This is a genomic window from Longispora albida DSM 44784 (genome assembly GCF_000379825.1).
In the GTDB taxonomy this organism is placed as follows: Bacteria; Actinomycetota; Actinomycetes; order Mycobacteriales; family Micromonosporaceae; genus Longispora; species Longispora albida.
The window spans coordinates 237,622-254,108 of the sequence record NZ_KB903825.1 but is presented as its reverse complement, the minus strand read 5'-3'; the positions used below and the strand labels follow the sequence as shown (position 1 = coordinate 254,108).

Sequence of the window (16,487 nt, the reverse complement as noted above, 5' to 3'; positions counted from 1 at the left end):
GCACGGGCCGGAGGTACCCGGCTACGTTCACGCGCATGGACCCAGTCACCGCCGCCCGCCTGCTCACCGAGCACGCCGCCGCCCGCGACGCGCTGCTCGCCCGCCTGGTCAGCTGGGCTGCCGCCGAGGGGCACACGCTCTGGCAGGCCGGTTCGTTCTCCCGTGGCGCCGCCGACGAGTGGAGTGACCTGGACCTTGTCCTCACCGGAGCGCAGCCGCCGGCCACCGGAGCCGCGCTGCGCGTGATCAACCCGGCCAACGGGCTCGACGGCTACGGCTACGTGGGCGAGGCACACCTGACCGGCCCGCTCCTGCACTGGATCGACTGGTACCCGTGGCCGGCCGACCTTCCGGCCCCGGCCGACGCGCTGCTCCTCACGGGCACCGGCGAGCCCGGCGAGCTCGACCTCGTCCAGTCGCTCGACACCTACACCCGGGGTACGGGCACCGAGCGCCCCGACGCGGACACGTTCGCGTTGGCCATGATTCCGATCGCGGCCAAGTACGTGGCGCGCGGCGACACCGACGACGCCGCCGGGATGGTGGAGATGCTGGGCGGTGACCCGGAAGCCGACCCGGTCACCGAACTCCGCGCTCTCGTACCTGCTGGCGCGCCCGCAGACATCGCCGAGCGGGTCCACCTGACCCTCGACGTCGCCGGAGCACTCCGCCCCCAGAAGGAACGCTCCTAGCGGGAACCAGCCGCCACCGGCACCTGGCCGGAGCTGTGGGCGAGGATCGCCTCGCAGATCTCGCCGAGCTGCTCGGCCTGTTCTGCGGTGAGGGCGTCGAAGAGGTGGCTGCGGACGGCCTCGACGTGGCCGGGGGCCGCCTCGGCGAGGACCTGGTGGCCGGCGTCGGTCAGGCTGGCGATGCTGCCCCGCTTGTCGCTGGGGCAGCCGCTCCGGCTGACCCAGCCGGCCTCCTCCAGCCGGGCCACGGCGTGCGACAGGCGGCTCTGGGAGGAGTTGGTGGCCTTCGCCAGCTCGCTCATCCGCAGCGCCCAGCCGGGAGTGGCGGACAGCGTGGCGAGGATCGTGTAGTACGCGTGGGACATGCCGGAGTCGCGCTGGAGCTGGCGGTCCAGCGCCTCCTCCAGCTTGCGTGCCGCGGCCAGGTACGCCAGCCAGGTCCCCATCTCCCGGCTGGTCAGCCAGCGGGGGTCCATCACGCCGCGGCGGCTGGGCTGAGGTCGATCGTGTGGCCGGTGGCCTCGACCTTCGCGTGCAGGTACCGCAGGTTGGCCTCGTTGACGTGCACGCCGGTCGGCGCGACCTCCCGGACGTGGATGCCGAGCGCGCGGAGCTGGGCCGCCTTGTCGGGGTTGTTGGTCAGCAGGTCGATCGACGGGGCGTCGAGGGCCTGGAGCATCTGGGCGGCCGCCGTGTAGTCGCGCTCGTCGTCGCCGTGGCCGAGCGCGCGGTTCGCCGCGTAGGTGTCGAGGCCGGTGTCCTGGAGCGCGTAGGCGTCGAGCTTGGCGTAGAGGCCGATGCCCCGGCCCTCCTGGCGCAGGTAGAGCAGCCAGCCGCCCCGGTCGGCGATCCGCTCGACGGCCTCACGGAGCTGGGGGCCGCAGTCGCAGCGGGCGGAGCCGAACACGTCTCCGGTCATGCACTCCGAGTGGGCGCGGACGAGCGGGATCTCGGTGCCCCGGAAGTCGCCGAGGCCGAGGGCGAGGTGCTCCTTGCCGTCCGCGAGGCCGGTGAAGGTCACCACCTCGGCGGTCGTGGTGTAACCATCACCGAAGCGCAGGGGGACCTGCACCCGGGTACGAATGCCCGCCGGCTCCGTCATGTCACCCTCCAGCTGCGCAGAAGCTCAAGCTTCGCCTCGACGGTACGACCGGTTGCTTGAGCGCTCAAGGTCTTTGTGACCCTCGGCTCACCGGGAATAACCGCTGATCAGGGTCGATGATCTGGTGTACGGGACGGGTAAATGATCATCGATCGGACCGGGGGCCGCCGCATATCGGTACCGAAGATCATGATGGCGGCGAAGGCGGCCCGGGACTCCACAAGGGACATCCTGTGACACGGGCGAGGGGCCTGCCGTCCGGCAGGCCCCTCGTGGCGGACCGGCTACAGCAGGCCCGCGGTCTGGAGCCATTCCTTGGCGACCTTGTCCGGGTCCTGCTTGTCGACGGAGACCTTGCGCATGAGCTGGGTCAGCGTCGCCGTGTCGAGCTTGGCCGACACGCCATTGAGCACGGTCCGGGCGTCGGTGCCCACGGCGGCCTTGTTGACCAGCGGGGTCACGTTCTGCGCGCCGAACAGGCTCTTCGGGTCGTCGAGGACGACGAAACCGTTGACCTCCAGCGCCGGGTCGGTGCTGAACAGGTTGGCGGCCTGCACGTCACCCTTCTTCAGCGCGGACACGGTGATCGGGCCTGCGGTGTCCAGCGAGCGGAACTCCTTGAACTCCAGCCCGTACACCTCCTTGAGCCCGGCGATGCCCTGCCGGCGGGTCTTGAACTCCGGCGGGCCGCCCACCACGAAGTCCTTGGCGACCGGGGCCAGGTCGGGGATGGCCTTCAGGTTGTACTTGGCCGCCGTCTCCTTGGTGACGGTCAGCGAGTCCTTGTCCTCGGCCTTGGAGGACTCCAGCAGCTCGAGGCTGGCGGGCAGCTTGCCCTTCAGCGCCGTGTTCACCTCGGAGGTGGTCGCGGCCGGGTTGGACTTGTCGAGGTAGGCGAGCAGGGCGCCGTTGTACTCGGGCAGCACCGACAGGCCGCCCGACTCGAGCTGCTTGTAGATCACCTCGCGGCTGCCGATGTTCAGCTTCTTCTCGACCTTGATCTTCTTGGCCGTCAGGGCCTGGGCGTAGATCTCGGCGAGCAGGACGTTCTCCGGGAAGTTCGCCGAGCCGACCACGACGGTGCCCGAGGACGCGGCCTTGCCGCCGTCCACCGGGTTGTCCGCCTTACCGCAGCCGGCAAGGGCGAGTGCCGCCGCCACGGTCAGGGCCGCGGCACGGGTGATGCGGTTCATTTCTCTCCTTCAGGAGGTTTCAGTTATCAGCTGGTGCGTGTTGGGGCTTTCGAGGGGGATGCCGGGTTCCGCCTGCGCAGCAGGGCGTACGCGGCCTCGGTGAGCAGCGCCAGCGCGACGACGAGCACCGAGCCGCCGACCACGGCCTCGTAGTCGCGGCGGGCCAGCCCGTCGAAGATGTACCGGCCGAGCCCGCCGAGCCCGACGTAGGCTGCCACGGTCGCCGTCGCGATGATCTGGATCACCGCTGTACGGATACCCAGCAGGATCAGCGGCCATGCCAGCGGCAGTTCGACGAGGCGCAGCACCTCGGAGGAGCGCATGCCCATGCCCCGGGCCGCGTCCACCACGGCGGGGTCGGCGGCCCGCACGCCGGCGTACGTGTTGACCAGGATCGCCGGGATGGCGAGTGCGACCAGTGCCACCATGACCGGCAGGAGCCCGATGCCGCGCAGCACGACGACCAGGCCGAGGACGCCGAGGGTCGGCAGGGCACGGACGGCGTTCGCCGAGTTGACGATGAGGAACGTGCCCTTGCCGGTGTGCCCGGCGAGCAGGCCGAGCGGCAGGGCGATGGCCAGCGCGATCAGCAGCGCGAGGCCCGTGTAGAACAGGTGCTCGCCGAGCCGGGCCGGGATGCCGTCCGCGCCGGACCACTGCGCCGGGCTGGTGATCCACGCCCAGAAGAGCTCGATGATCCTCATGGCCGCGCCCAGGGGGTCAGGAACCGCAGGCCCAGCACGAGCAGCCCGTCGAAGGCGATCGCCAGCAGCACGGTCAGCACGATGCCGCACACGATCGGGGTCATGAAGTCCCGCTGGAGGCCGTCGGTGAACAGCTGGCCGAGGCCGCCGATGCCGACCAGGGCCCCGACGGACACCACGCTGATGTTCGACACTGTCGCGATCCGCAGCCCGGCCATGACCACCGGCACCGCCACCGGCAGCTCGACCTGGACCAGCCGCCGGACCGGGCCGAAGCCCATCGCGGCAGCCGACTGGCGGACCGGCTCGGGGACGGAGCGCAGGCCGTCGACCACGTTCGGCACGAGGACGGCCAGGCTGTACACGGTCAGCGGGATGATCACGGTCGCGTTGCTCAGCCCGGTGACGTCGAGCAGGAGCATGAACAGCGCGACGGACGGCAGCGCGTACAGGGTGCTGGTCAGGCCGGTGACCGGCGGGTACAGCCTCGGCCAGCGCGCGCACGCCACGCCGAGCGGGATGGCGATGAGCAGGCCGTAGAGGACCGGCATGACCGACAGGTACGTGTGGAGGCCGAGCTTGTCGGCGAAGTCGGGGATGTGGTCGCGGACCCACTGCCAGTTCATGCGTGGACCGCCGCCAGGATCTCGGCCTGGCTGACCGTGCCGAGCAGCGTGCCGTCCCTGGCGGCGACGGCCAGCCCGGCGGGGGAGAGGACCGCGCAGTCCAGCGCGGAGCGCATCGAGTCGGCTGCCGGGTCGAAGGTGCGGCCGATCGGCACCTTCTGGCCGTCCGGCCCGATCCAGCCCTCCGGCCAGGACAGCTCCCAGCCGGCCGCACGGTCCACAGCGGACGGTGTCAGGGCGGTGGCCGGGAGGGTGGCGAGCCTGCGGAGGCCACGGTCGTTGCCGAGGAATCCGTCCACATAGTCGTCGGCGGGCTGGGCCAGGAGCCGCGCGGGAGTGTCGAACTGCACCAGGCCGCCACCCGGGCGGAACACCCCGACCAGGTCACCGAGCCGGATCGCCTCGTCGACGTCGTGGGTCACGAACACGATCGTCTTGCGCAGCTCGGACTGGAGCCGGAGCAGCTCGTCCTGGAGGGACGCGCGCACGATCGGGTCGACGGCGCTGAACGGCTCGTCCATGAGCAGGATCGGCGGGTCGGCCGCCAGGGCGCGGGCCACGCCGACGCGCTGCTGCTGGCCGCCGGAGAGCTGGTGCGGATACCGCGTGGCGTACGAGGCGGGGAGGCCGACCAGCTCCAGCAGCTCCAGGGCGCGCTGCTTCGCCTTCGGCCGGGCCCAGCCGAGCAGGCGGGGGACGGTGGCGACGTTCGCGGCGACGGTACGGTGCGGGAAGAGGCCCGCCTGCTGGATCACGTACCCGATGCCCCGGCGGAGCCGTGGCGGGTCGGACTCGCGGACGTCCAGGCCGTCGATGAGCACGCGGCCGCCGGTCGGCTCGATCATCCGGTTGATCATGCGGAGGGTGGTGGTCTTGCCGCAGCCGGAGGCCCCGACGAGCACCGTGATCTTGCCGTCCGGAATGTCGAGGTTCAGCCCGTCGAGTGCGAGTGTGCCGTCCGGGAAGCGCTTCGTCACATTCTCGAACCTGATCACAGTCCGCCCCTCGGCGCGTCAATGAGACCCACATGCTATCGGCTTTCGGATTCCCGCAAGGTGATCCGCACGACATGAGCTGGTTTCAGCGCCGTGGATAGGGGCAGGATCGCGGCTGTTATGGACTTCTGGCCAGTCGTGATCTTGCTCATCGCGGCGGGGGCGGCGGGCTGGGTCGACGCGGTCGTCGGCGGTGGTGGCCTGCTCCAGCTCCCCGCGCTGCTGCTCGCTGCGCCGGGCATGCCGGTGGCCACCGCCCTCGGTACCAACAAGATGTCTTCCATCGCGGGGACGGTGACGGCGGCAGTCACCTATCTGCGATCCACCAAGGTGGACAAACGGGTGGTCTGGCCCGCGGCGGCGCTGGCTGTCGCCGGCTCGGCGGCCGGAGCCGCCCTGGCGGGCGCGATGTCCTCCGGCGCGCTGCGGCCGATCATCCTCGCCGCGCTGATCGCCGTCGCGGTCTTCGTGACCTTCAAGCCGAACGTCGGCCTGGTCGTCCGGCCGGAGCGGGACACGCCGACCCGCCGGATCCTCGCGATCGCCGTCGCGGGCCTGGCGATCGCCACCTACGACGGCCTGGTCGGGCCGGGCACCGGCACCTTCCTGATCATCGCCTTCACCACGATCCTCGGCACGGACTTCCTCCAGGGTTCCGCGATGGCCAAGGTGATCAACGCGGGCACCAACCTCGGCGCGCTGCTGGTCTTCGTCCCGCAGGGCCACGTCGACTGGAAGCTCGGCCTGGGCATGGCCGCCTGCAACGTCATCGGCGCGCGGCTCGGTGCCAGGACGGCGATCCGGCGCGGCGCCGGCTTCGTCCGGATCGTGCTGATGGTCGTCGTGGGTGCGCTCGTCCTGAAGCTGATCTTCGTCTAAACCCTCATTGTGTACCTGCTGCCACCGCCCCCGATCCCACCAGCGCCCCGGCCGCCGGGCCCCCTGGCTGCCAGCTGAGGTCCCCGGCGACGGGGCAGCGGCACGCGCTTCCCCGGCTTAGAGGTCCTAACTTAATGGCGGTGGTGCTATGGCGAGGTCCAGGAGGCGAGCGGCAAGCAGAATTCGAGGGCGGATACCGGTGTTGTATCCGCCCTCGAATTCTGCGCAGTCCGGTCGTCTTCTGGAGCCGCCAGAGCGCCGCCAGTCATTGAGTTAGGACCTCTTAGGCTGCCCCGATGCCTATCCCGTTGTACTGCCGTGTCCGGAAAGCCACCCCAGCGGATCTTCCCGCCATCGGGGCCATCGACGCGCGCGCCCGCAGCGAGGCGTACGCGGAGATCTTCCCCGCTGACAAGCTCGCCGTGATGACGCCGGAGCTTCGGACGGTGGCCTGGACGGAACGCTGGGAGAAGGAGGCCGGCACCCACACCATGCTGGTCGGGGAACTCGCCGGCACCGTCGCAGGCTTCGTCTACGTCGGACCCGGCAGGGACCCGGAGGTCGGTGACCTCTACGCCCTGCACGTCGACCCCGCGCACCAGGGCGCCGGCGTCGGTACTGACCTGCTCGCCGCCGGGGTGGCTCTCCTCGAAGGCCTCGGGTACGGGAAGCAGTTCCTGATGGTGGCGGAGGAGAACACGCGGGCGGCCCGGTGGTACGAGCGGCACGGCTGGGTCCGGAGCGGCGGGCCGACCGATGAGGTTCCGCCATACCTGCTCTACTTCCGGCACGGCGGCCCTACAGTCACTATGTGAAGCTTGCTCGGCTTTGCGGTGTTGTCCTCTTCGCTGTGACGGCGTGCGGGGTACCAGCCGGCCGGTTCGCGGCTCCGGTACCCGTGGCGGTGACGAGCCCGCCGGCCGTGAAGAGCTTCACCGTCGTGGCGGCCGGTGACCTGCTCGTGCACGAGGGGCTGACAGCGCAGGCGGCAGCCGACGCGCGGGCGGCCGGCCGGGCTGGCCACGACTTCGGGCAGGTACTGGCCGGCATCGCCCCGGTCATCCGCGCCGCCGACCTCGCGGTATGCCACCTGGAGCAGCCGCTGGCGAAGCCGGAGGGCCCGTTCACCGGGTACCCGATCTTCTCCGCGCCGCCCGGGCTGGCCGCTGGTGCCGCCGAGGCCGGGTTCGACGCGTGCTCGACAGCCTCGAACCACTCGCTCGACACCGGAGCGGACGGCATCGACCGGACGCTCGCGGCGCTCGACCGGCAGGGCATCTCGCACGCGGGTACGGCCCGGACGGCCGAGGAGGCGCAGCGGATCCCGATGACGAGCGCGCAGGGCGTGCCGGTCGCGCACCTGTCCTACACGTTCAGCTTCAACGGGATCCCGCTGCCGGAGGGCAGGCCGTGGGCTGCGAACCCGATCGATCCCGGCCGGATACTGGCCGACGCGCGGCGGGCGAAGGCAGCCGGGGCCGAGGTCGTGCTGGTCAGCATGCACTGGGGGACGGAGTACCAGAGCGAGGCCGACCCCGGGCAGACCGGCCTGGCCGCGACGCTGCTCGCCTCGCCGGACGTTGACCTGATCATCGGGCACCACGTGCACGTCGTGCAGCCGATGGCGCGGATCGGCGGCAAGTGGGTCGCGTACGGGCTGAGCAACCTGACGGCCCGGTTCCCCGACGGCTCGCCGGAGCAGACCCAGGACGCGCTGGCCGCCCGGTTCACGTTCAGCCGGACCGGTACGGGGTGGGCGGTCACCCGTGCCGAGGCGATCCCCACGTTCATGGAGTACTACCCGGCTGCCCGCGTCGTGAACCTGGGGGAGGCCATCGCCGGCCCGGCGGCCCCGGCGCAGTACCGGCGGGCGCACGCCCGGATCGCCCGCGTCCTCACCAGCCTCGGCGCGCCGGTGGAAATCCGTACGGCATAAGGAGTTCTGGGCCAAGCGCTCCACACTGGACCGTGCGCGTTTCTGTCGGAGGGCGTATCTATGATGCGCGCATGCCGGAACCCACTGCCCCCGAGATCCTCTCCTTCGACGAAGCCGACGCCCGGCTGGGCGGGGCGCTGTCCGCCGAGCTGGAGGCCTCGTACGAGGAAGTGCTCTTCTTCGACGGCGACCTCACACTCCACGGCGACTTCCTGGACGCCATCAGCACGCTGCGCGTCGCGGACCAGGAGTCTGACGACGAGGACGACGACGAAGAAGAGGGTGACGCCGAGCTGATCGTGGTCGCCGGCAACCTGACCGTCAGCGGCCGGATCGCGCTTTACGAGGACCTGCCGGGGCTCTTCGTCGCTGGCCGCACCGAGGCAGAGACCCTGGAGGCCGGCGACGCCGAGGTCTACATCCACGACGGTTCCTTCACCTACCTGGTGTACGGCGAGTACAACCACGGCAGCCTGCGGACCGGGGTCGTCAGCACGCCGTGGGTCATCGAGTCCGACCACGCGATGGACGTGTCAGCCCCCGGCGCGGTCTGGGTGGACATCTTCGGCGACGCCGGCCACGCCGACTTCGACCGGGACGACATCGCGGACGTGTTCGTGCCGGAGGTCGTCGGCGCGGAGGACGGCGAGCTGCTGGTCGACGAGTTCCTGGAGCGGCTGCGGGCCGGGCTGCCGGTGCTGCTGCCCGGAGCCCGGACGGCGGGCCAGGCCGTGCGCGACCTCCTCGCCCAGGCCCTCGCTGACAGGGCCGAGCACCTGGACCTGACCGGGCGCAAGCTCCAGGAGTTCCCGGCGGCGGTGCTCCAGATGCCGTGGCTGCGCACCCTGATCCTGGACGGCAACCTGATCGGCGAGCTGCCCGAGGCGCTGGGTTCCCTCACCGAGCTGGAGGTCCTGTCGGCGTGCGGCTGCGGGCTCAAGGCCCTGCCCGAGTCGATCAGCGACCTGTCCCGCCTGCGGGTGCTGCGCGTCGCCCGCAACTACCCGGGTGACGAGGGCGCGCTGGCGCTGCCGGCGTCCGTCGGCAAGCTCGCCGCCCTGGAGGAACTCGACATCTCCGGGCTGTCCGGCCGCACCGGCGCGCCGGGCAGGCCAGGAGGGCACCTGCCCGAGCGGACACGGTTCGTCCTGCCGGACAGCTTCGGCAGCCTGGCCGCGCTGCGCAGGCTGGCCGCCGACGGTACCAACGTCGTGTTCCCGGAGTCCGCGCACGGCATGACCAGCGTGGAGGAAGTCTCCATGAGCGCCAGCGGCACCGGGGGTACCTTCCCCGAGGCGGTCACCGCCTTCCCGAACCTCCGCCGGCTCGACCTGAGCCACAACACCTTCGGCACCATCCCCGCCAGCCTGCTCCGCCTGACCCGCCTGGAGGGACTCAACCTCGACGGCAGCCTCGGCATGGTGAACGAGCCCCTTCCGGACCTCGGGAGCCTGCCGGCCCTGCGGGTCCTCGGCTTCAGCGGGCATTCCGGCCACGCGCCCGTGCGGGGGTACCAGTGCCTGACGGAGCTGCTGGGCATGGAGCTGCCCGGGCTGGAGGAGCTGCGGATCGACCGGTGGCACCGGGACGGCAAGCGCGACCGGCTCCAGCTCACGCCCGCCGACCTCGCGGGGCTCGGGAACTTCCGGGGCCTGCGGGCACTCGACCTGTCCTTCAACAGGCTCACGGACCTGCCGCCCGAGTTCGGCACGCTGGGCGGGCTGGTGGTGATCGACCTCAGGTACAACCAGTTCCCGGGGGAGGTGCGGGACCGGATCGCGGCTGCGCACCCGGCCGCCCAGATCGACTTCGACTCCTAGGGGAGCGGGCTACCCGACGTCGGCCCGGTCGGCCGCCTGGGTGCCGGACGTCCAGCCCTCACGGCTGGGGATCTGCACCTGGGTGGTCGTCAGGTCGGGGTAGCTGTCCTGCACGGCCTTCTCCACCGCGCCCATCCAGCGGACCGGCAGGTCGAGCCCCGCCACCACTGCGGACAGCCGCTCGCCGATCCGCTCGGCGTAGGCGATGAGGAACGAGTCGCGGAAGGCCGGCGTGTCCGCCCGCCCGTACTGCCTGCGGGACCGTGCCGCCCGCATCATCGCCTTCGTGCCCTGGATGATCAGCGACTGGTACAGCAGCTCGCAACCCTCCACGTCGGACGGATAGCCGAAGAGCGTCCCGTAGCCCTCCGACCAGACCATCCGGCACCGGTTGGCCTGGGCCACCCGGTCGAGCAGCAGCGCCTTGGCCTGCGCGTGCGGGGCAGGCAGGTCGACGCGGCGGCTGACCGGGCCGATGATCTCCTCGGCCTCGACGCTCTCGATGCCCAGGCGGGCCATCAGCTCCTGCGCCTTGGCGGTCAGCGCCTCCGCCTCGGCCTCGAACGTGGTCGACTCGGCCTTGCGGAGCAGGGCGCGTACCTTGTCGATCATGCGCTGCTCGGTCACCAGCCGAGCGTAGCCGTTGGCCAAACCAGGGGCGGGACGGTGCCCAGCTGGCTAGGGTTGGGCGGTATGTCGGGTGACGTGTCGATCGGGGTGGCCCCCGCGCCGCCAGAGCCGGTACCGCACTGGGAGCCGCCGCCACGCAACTGGCGGAACCGGGTGCCGAAGGTCTTCGCCGCGATCTTCACCGTCGTGGCCGTGATCTGCGCGCTGGCCGCGATCAGCGCGGCGATGCGCCGGGGCATCCAGCCGGTCCGCAGCTCGATCGACTACTTCTTCCTGCCGGCCCCCGCCAACCTCGGGTACGCCGTCCTGATGGGTGTCCTGGCGGCGGCCATCGCCCGCCGGAAGCGGATCGCCTGGTGGGGCCTGGTCATCCTGCTGAGCCTCCAGCTGCTCGCCGACCTGCTGTTCGGCCTGTTCATCGGCCTCTACCTGGGCAACGAGGAACTCAAAGCCGAGATCGACGCCGAGGGCGGCATCGAGCGCTGGGAGATGGCAGCTGTCGCCGTCAACATCGTGCTGACCCTGGTCATGCTGGTCGTCCTGCTGCTGTCGCGGCGGGAGTTCTACGCGCGGGCCCGCAAGGCGAGCTTCGCCAAGGCGCTCGGGGTCTTCGCCGGGCTCCAGGTGCTGTTCATGACGCTCGGCTTCGGGCTGGTGTCGGCGTTCCCGGGCAGCCTCCAGGGTGCGGGAGCCCGGCTCACGTACACGATCGGGCGGGTACTGCTCGGCGGGCTGCTGTTCGACTTCCGCCGGGACGGCAAGGCGCCAGGCTGGGTCAGCCTCGTGCTGGGCCTGTTCGGGGCGATCGCGCTGCTGGCGGCCGTGTGGGTGCTGTTCCGCTCGCAGCGGGCGCGGGCAGTGCTGCCGGTCGCTGACGAGGCGCGGATCCGGGGGCTGCTGGCCGGGTACGGGGAGGACGACTCGCTCGGCTACTTCGCGACCCGCCGCGACAAGTCCGCGATCTTCGCGCCGAACGGCCGGGCTGTCGTCACGTACCGCGTCGAGTTCGGCGTGTCCCTGGCCAGCGCCGACCCGATCGGTGACCCCGAGGCCTGGGACGCGGCCATCGTGGCCTGGCTCGACCACTCCCGCCGCTTCGGCTGGGTACCGGCCGTGATGGGCGCATCCGAGACTGGCGCGACGGCATACGCCCGGGCCGGCCTCAAGGTCATACAGCTCGGCGACGAAGCGATCCTGTACCCGCGCGAGTTCACGCTCGACGGCCGCGAGATGCGCCCCGTCCGGCAGGCCGCGAACCGGATCGAGCGCGCCGGCTACACCGCGCGCATCCGCCGCCACGCCGACATCCCGGAGGCCGAGCTGACCGAGGCTGCCCGGCTGGCCGTCGCCTGGCGGGACACCGACGCCGAGCGCGGGTTCTCGATGGCGCTGGGCAGGCTGGGCGACCCCGCCGACGGGCGCTGTGTGCTCGTCGAGGCGATGGGGCCGTCCGGGCAGCCGGTCGCGTTGCTGTCCTTCTCGCCGTGGGGCAGCAAGGGCCTGTCACTCGACCTGATGCGCCGCGACCGCGAGGCTGACAACGGGCTGATGGAGTTCATGGTCGCCCAGCTGATGGCCGCGTGCGGCGGGCTGCGCGTCGAGCGCGTCTCGCTCAACTTCGCCGTCTTCCGGGCCGTCTTCGAGGAGGGCGCCCGGATCGGAGCCGGCCCGATCCTGCGCGCCTGGCGCCGGCTGCTGCTCTTCTTCTCCCGGTGGTGGCAGCTCGAATCGCTGTACCGGTCCAACGCCAAGTACCACCCCGAGTGGATTCCCCGGTACCTGTGCTTCGGCGAGCGGCGCGAGCTGGCGAAGATCGGGATCGGGGCGGCCATCGCCGAAGGGTTCCTCCCGATCGCCGGCAAGCACTCCGCGACCCTGCACACCGGCAGCCCCGAGGGCCTGCACGAGCTGATTCCGGCGTACCTGCCGGTCGCGGCCCCCGTCGCCGAGGTCAAGCTGCCCGAGCAGATGCGCGTCCGGCTGGCCAAACTGGACGCGATCCGCGCGGCGGGCACCGAGGCCTACCCGGTGACGTACCCGGTCACGAACACGTGCGCCGAGCTGACCGCCGAGTACGGCGACCTCGAACCAGGGGCGATGACCGGCCGGCGCGTCGCACTGGCCGGCCGCGTCGTGCTGCTCCGCGACCACGGCAAGCTCACCTTCGCCACGCTGCGGGACTGGTCCGGCGACATCCAGATCATGCTCCGGGGCGACGTACTGGGGCGCTGGCGGTCCGATGTGGACCTCGGGGACTGGGTCGGCGTGGCCGGCGAGGCCGGCAAGTCGCGGCGCGGCGAGCTGTCCGTCTTCGCCGACGAGTGGACGCTGACCGCGAAGTGCCTGCGGCCGTTGCCGGACAAGCACGCCGGGCTGACCGACCCGGAGGCGCGGGTACGGCAGCGGTACGTCGACCTGATCATCAACCCGGAGGCGCGGGCCACCCTGAAGGCCCGCAGCGCCGTGATCCGCTCGCTCCGGAACACGCTGGACGACAACGGGTTCATCGAGGTCGAGACGCCGATGCTCCAGGCCATCCACGGCGGGGCGAACGCCCGGCCGTTCACGACGCACATCAACGCGTACGACATGCGGCTCTATCTGCGGATCGCCCCTGAGCTGTACTTGAAGCGGCTCGCGGTGGGTGGCGTGGAGCGCGTGTTCGAGCTGGGCCGGACCTTCCGGAACGAGGGTGTGTCGTTCAAGCACAATCCCGAGTTCACGATGCTGGAGGCGTACCAGGCCTACGCGGACTACATGACGATGCTCGACCTGACCCGGCGGCTGATCCAGGACGCGTGCTTCGCGGCCCGGGGCACGCTGGTGACGGCGAACGGCGCCGACCTGTCCGGGGACTGGCCCGTGATCGCGGTCAACGACGCCATCTCGGCCGCGCTGGGGGAGGAGGTGAGCCCATCGTCCACAGTGGCCGAACTACAGCGGCTGTGTGAGGCGAAGGAGATCCCCTTCGACCCGAAGTGGGGGCACGGGGCACTGATCCTGGAGATGTACGAGCGGCTCGTCGAACACGACACCCAGCAGCCCACGTTCTACAAGGACTTCCCGACGGACGTGTCGCCCCTGACCCGCCAGCACCGCGACGACCCGCGCCTCGCGGAACGCTGGGACCTCGTCGCGTACGGGACGGAGCTGGGGACCGCGTACTCGGAGCTGATCGACCCGGTCGAGCAGCGCCGCCGCCTGACCGAGCAGTCGCTCCTCGCGGCCGGCGGCGACCCCGAGGCGATGGAACTGGACGAGGACTTCCTGACCGCGCTGGAGTACGCGATGCCCCCGACCGGCGGGCTCGGGATCGGCGTGGACCGGATCGTCATGCTGATCACGGGCGGCACGATCCGCGAGACGCTGCCGTTCCCGCTGGTCAAGCCACGGTGAACGGTGATCAGTCCCAGCCGAGCATGGCCACGATCGCGATCAGCGGCGGCACGCTCGACCCGATCGTGCCGATCACGCTCCCGCCACGCGGCTTCCAGTACCCGAGCAGGTCGGCCACGCCCATCGCGAGGCTGGCCAGGACCATGTAGGACAGCACGGTCAGCACGACGGCACGCCCCGCTGTCGCGTGGCCGTTCCACACCATGATCAGGCCGGTCAGGCCCCCGATCCCGGCCAGAGCGTTCCGGAAACCGACCACGAAGCCCCACATCCGGATGTCACTGATGTTGTCGGCCTCGACATGCAGGAACCTGCGGGCGAACGGCTTGTCGATCAGGAACATCTCCAGGGGCGCGGCCCCGAGGTAGGCCACGACGCTGACCAGGGTGGCGATCTGGGCAACAGTGTTCACGGCACAGGTCCTTCCGCGACGGAGCCCGTGAACCGGATCCCCGCCGTGCCGCCCCGGCCCAGCAGGCCCGGCGCGACACGCCGAGTGCTCCAGCCCAGCCCGGCCAGCAGCCAGGCACCCTCAGTATCCCAGCCGGAGCCTCGGCGGCATATACCCAGCTCAAGACCACTATCGCCGGAGGTTCGGGCTGTGGGTCAGAGCAGTTTGTACGACCATCTGACAGCAGCAGAGGTGCACGAGGGGCGGAGGGTTGTGCCGTCGTGGCGTTCGACCACGGGCTGGTGGTCTTCGAGCTGGATCGTCTCGCCCTCGCGCAGGAAGAGGGCGCGGTCGAGCGTGATGAGCAGGCAGCTGTTGTTGACCATGATGTCCCTGATCATCAGGTTCTTCGGGGCGGTGATCCGGTCTCCGTGCAGCTGCATGCGCACATGGTGGCATGGGGTCGGCTGAGGTGACGTCCCGCGGGTTCCTTGCTGGGCTGGGGCTCGGCGTGGCCGGGTGGGTTCCGGGGCGGCGGGGCCGGCAGGGCCCGGGAGCACCGGAACGGGGTGGCCGCGGGAGGCAGCGCCGTCCGGGCGGTAGCCCGGGGGAGGCGCTGCCGTTGCGGCCGGGGCGGCCGCTCGGGGCCGGACGTGGGGGACCGCTGGCCTGGCAGCCGGGGTGCAGCGACGGGGGCTCCGGTGCCCGGGGGCGCGGGGTTGCTGTGCGCGGCCGGGTGCGCCCGTTCCGGGTACAAAATCAGATCTTGGGTTTTGTTGTGTCCAGCGCTGCGCGGCTCAGAACAGGGCAGCCGATCAGTTGCTCCAGGGCTCTGCGCTGCCGGTCGGTCACGTCGTTGCAGAACACGACCGCCACGGCCTGAGTGTGAGCCTGGGCTGCGGCGATCTCACGGATCTTCCCGTGGCTCATCAGGGTTCGTGAGGAGTACGGCTGATCCAGGTTGGCGCGGCCTCCCGGCGCGTCGCCTCGCCTGCCTCCAGAGATCCCGCGCCGCTGAAGGAACCGGCCAGCCACCGTGCCGCCCATGCTTTCAACCAGGGCGGCCAGGTCGTCCAGTGCCAGCCAGGGTTCCTTGACCTTGGCCGAGAACAGGCCTGCGATCAGCACGCTGCTCCCGGCCATCGTGACGAGATCCGGAACGGCGGCACGGCCCGGGGCATGCTGGGGTACCCGATGGGCCTTCCACCGCCGTGTCACCGGCACACCATAGCCCGCCAGCCACGGAGGTCAGCTCGGTTCAGGCCCACCACGTCGAGTGGGTGATCAGGTCGAAGCCGAGGGACTCGTAGAGGGGGCGGCCGGGCTTGGCGGCCACCAGGGCGACGGGCAGGCCGGCGGCGAGGTCGAGGACGGCGTACATCAGGGCGCGGCCGACGCCACGGGAGCGGTGCTCGGGGAGGGTGCTCATCCAGTACACGCCGAGGGTCTGGCCATTGCCGACGGTGAGGCAGGCGCCGGCGGCGACGCCGTCGATCTCCGCGAGGAAGAAGCCGGTGCCCTGCTGGTCGAGCATCGCGGGCGGGAAGGCCTGGGCGGGGACGTAGGGCGCGAACGGTTCGAGGGGGAAGCCTTCGACGATGACCCGTTCGGCGGTCGCCAGCGACGCGGCGTCCACGCGCCTGACCGTCACGCCCGGGATCTCGCGGCGGTCGAGGGCCTTCGGGTACCGGATCATCACCGGGAGCTGGCGCGGCGTGAGGCCCAGTGCCGGGTCGGGCGTGAGGGCGCTGAACGGGTCCTCGACCACCACCTCGCCGCCGTCCGCGCGCCAGGCGGCGGCGAGCGCGGTCAGCTCCGCGACCTCGTCAGCCCCGGGCGTGCCGGAGCGCAGCAGGATCCTGGGCGTGCCGGGCTCGGCCGGGCCGCAGGCGAGGAACCCTGGCCGGTCGGCCAGCAGCCGGCCGCCGGCCCTGGCCATCGCCGTCCACATCGACGCGAAGCTTTCGGTGGCCAGGTACAGCTCGGCGGGGTACACCTCGGAGATCTTGATCATGAAACCAGACTAGATCGTGAGCGGCTCAGCTGGCAGGGCCAATCGCCCCGCCTGAGCCTGGGCCAATCGCGAAACTACGCATTCCCCGGAAAACAGCCCCATCCCTCAT

The 16,487-nt window shown here is 71.1% G+C and carries 17 protein-coding genes; 6 read left to right on the top strand and 11 right to left on the bottom strand.

What is annotated here, in order from left to right:
* Positions 1-35 precede the first annotated feature (35 nt).
* Complete coding sequence (locus tag A3G1_RS0114905) at positions 36-692, top strand: hypothetical protein (protein WP_018350282.1); 657 nt, start codon at positions 36-38, stop codon at positions 690-692.
* Here A3G1_RS0114905 and A3G1_RS0114900 read toward each other — a convergent pair.
* The 6 genes from A3G1_RS0114900 to A3G1_RS0114870 all read right to left on the bottom strand — a co-directional run bounded on the left by A3G1_RS0114900 (position 689) and on the right by A3G1_RS0114870 (position 5,312).
* Complete coding sequence (locus A3G1_RS0114900; protein WP_018350281.1) at positions 689-1,168, bottom strand: MarR family winged helix-turn-helix transcriptional regulator; 480 nt, start codon at positions 1,166-1,168, stop codon at positions 689-691. The genes A3G1_RS0114905 and A3G1_RS0114900 overlap by 4 nt on opposite strands.
* Positions 1,168-1,794, bottom strand: coding sequence for a GTP cyclohydrolase II (locus tag A3G1_RS0114895; RefSeq protein WP_018350280.1), 627 nt, complete (start codon positions 1,792-1,794; stop codon positions 1,168-1,170). The genes A3G1_RS0114900 and A3G1_RS0114895 overlap by 1 nt, the downstream gene beginning before the upstream one ends.
* Positions 1,795-2,078: 284 nt before the next feature.
* Positions 2,079-2,987 (bottom strand): ABC transporter substrate-binding protein, encoded by a 909-nt coding sequence (locus A3G1_RS0114885; protein ID WP_018350278.1) that lies wholly within the window; start codon positions 2,985-2,987, stop codon positions 2,079-2,081.
* A gap of 26 nt (positions 2,988-3,013) precedes the next feature.
* Positions 3,014-3,691 (bottom strand): ABC transporter permease, encoded by a 678-nt coding sequence (locus A3G1_RS34955; protein WP_018350277.1) that lies wholly within the window; start codon positions 3,689-3,691, stop codon positions 3,014-3,016.
* Complete coding sequence (locus A3G1_RS0114875) at positions 3,688-4,317, bottom strand: ABC transporter permease (protein WP_018350276.1); 630 nt, start codon at positions 4,315-4,317, stop codon at positions 3,688-3,690. The genes A3G1_RS34955 and A3G1_RS0114875 overlap by 4 nt, the downstream gene beginning before the upstream one ends.
* Positions 4,314-5,312, bottom strand: a complete 999-nt coding sequence (locus tag A3G1_RS0114870; protein ID WP_018350275.1) for an ABC transporter ATP-binding protein — start codon at positions 5,310-5,312, stop codon at positions 4,314-4,316. Before A3G1_RS0114870 ends, A3G1_RS0114875 begins: the two co-directional genes overlap by 4 nt.
* Positions 5,313-5,432: 120 nt before the next feature.
* Here A3G1_RS0114870 and A3G1_RS0114865 point away from each other — a divergent pair, with 120 nt between their 5' ends.
* The 4 genes from A3G1_RS0114865 to A3G1_RS0114850 all read left to right on the top strand — a co-directional run bounded on the left by A3G1_RS0114865 (position 5,433) and on the right by A3G1_RS0114850 (position 9,947).
* On the top strand, positions 5,433-6,191 hold the full coding sequence (locus A3G1_RS0114865; RefSeq protein WP_018350274.1) for a sulfite exporter TauE/SafE family protein: 759 nt from the start codon (positions 5,433-5,435) through the stop codon (positions 6,189-6,191).
* Positions 6,192-6,487: 296 nt separating this feature from the next.
* A complete protein-coding gene (locus tag A3G1_RS0114860) occupies positions 6,488-7,006 on the top strand; it encodes a GNAT family N-acetyltransferase (RefSeq protein ID WP_040478407.1) in 519 nt (172 codons plus the stop codon).
* Entirely contained in the window at positions 7,003-8,127 is a 1,125-nt protein-coding gene (locus A3G1_RS0114855) for a CapA family protein (protein WP_245563503.1), read from the top strand. Before A3G1_RS0114860 ends, A3G1_RS0114855 begins: the two co-directional genes overlap by 4 nt.
* A gap of 71 nt (positions 8,128-8,198) precedes the next feature.
* Entirely contained in the window at positions 8,199-9,947 is a 1,749-nt protein-coding gene (locus tag A3G1_RS0114850) for a leucine-rich repeat domain-containing protein (RefSeq protein ID WP_018350271.1), read from the top strand.
* Between the two features lie 9 nt (positions 9,948-9,956).
* Here the strand turns inward: A3G1_RS0114850 and A3G1_RS34950 are convergent, their stop codons facing one another.
* On the bottom strand, positions 9,957-10,574 hold the full coding sequence (locus A3G1_RS34950; protein WP_051110537.1) for a DUF2786 domain-containing protein: 618 nt from the start codon (positions 10,572-10,574) through the stop codon (positions 9,957-9,959).
* A gap of 66 nt (positions 10,575-10,640) precedes the next feature.
* Between A3G1_RS34950 and lysX the strand changes: the two genes are divergently transcribed.
* Positions 10,641-13,973, top strand: a complete 3,333-nt coding sequence (gene lysX, locus A3G1_RS0114840; protein WP_018350269.1) for a bifunctional lysylphosphatidylglycerol synthetase/lysine--tRNA ligase LysX — start codon at positions 10,641-10,643, stop codon at positions 13,971-13,973.
* A gap of 7 nt (positions 13,974-13,980) precedes the next feature.
* Here lysX and A3G1_RS0114835 read toward each other — a convergent pair whose 3' ends face one another.
* From A3G1_RS0114835 to A3G1_RS0114820, 4 genes are all read right to left on the bottom strand, one after another.
* Positions 13,981-14,385 (bottom strand): DUF1304 family protein, encoded by a 405-nt coding sequence (locus A3G1_RS0114835; protein WP_018350268.1) that lies wholly within the window; start codon positions 14,383-14,385, stop codon positions 13,981-13,983.
* Positions 14,386-14,579: 194 nt separating this feature from the next.
* A complete protein-coding gene (locus A3G1_RS0114830; protein ID WP_018350267.1) occupies positions 14,580-14,807 on the bottom strand; it encodes a hypothetical protein in 228 nt (75 codons plus the stop codon).
* Between the two features lie 316 nt (positions 14,808-15,123).
* Entirely contained in the window at positions 15,124-15,492 is a 369-nt protein-coding gene (locus A3G1_RS34945; protein ID WP_040478520.1) for an HflX-like GTP-binding protein, read from the bottom strand.
* 130 nt (positions 15,493-15,622) lie between these two features.
* Complete coding sequence (locus tag A3G1_RS0114820; RefSeq protein ID WP_018350265.1) at positions 15,623-16,378, bottom strand: GNAT family N-acetyltransferase; 756 nt, start codon at positions 16,376-16,378, stop codon at positions 15,623-15,625.
* Positions 16,379-16,487 lie beyond the last annotated feature (109 nt).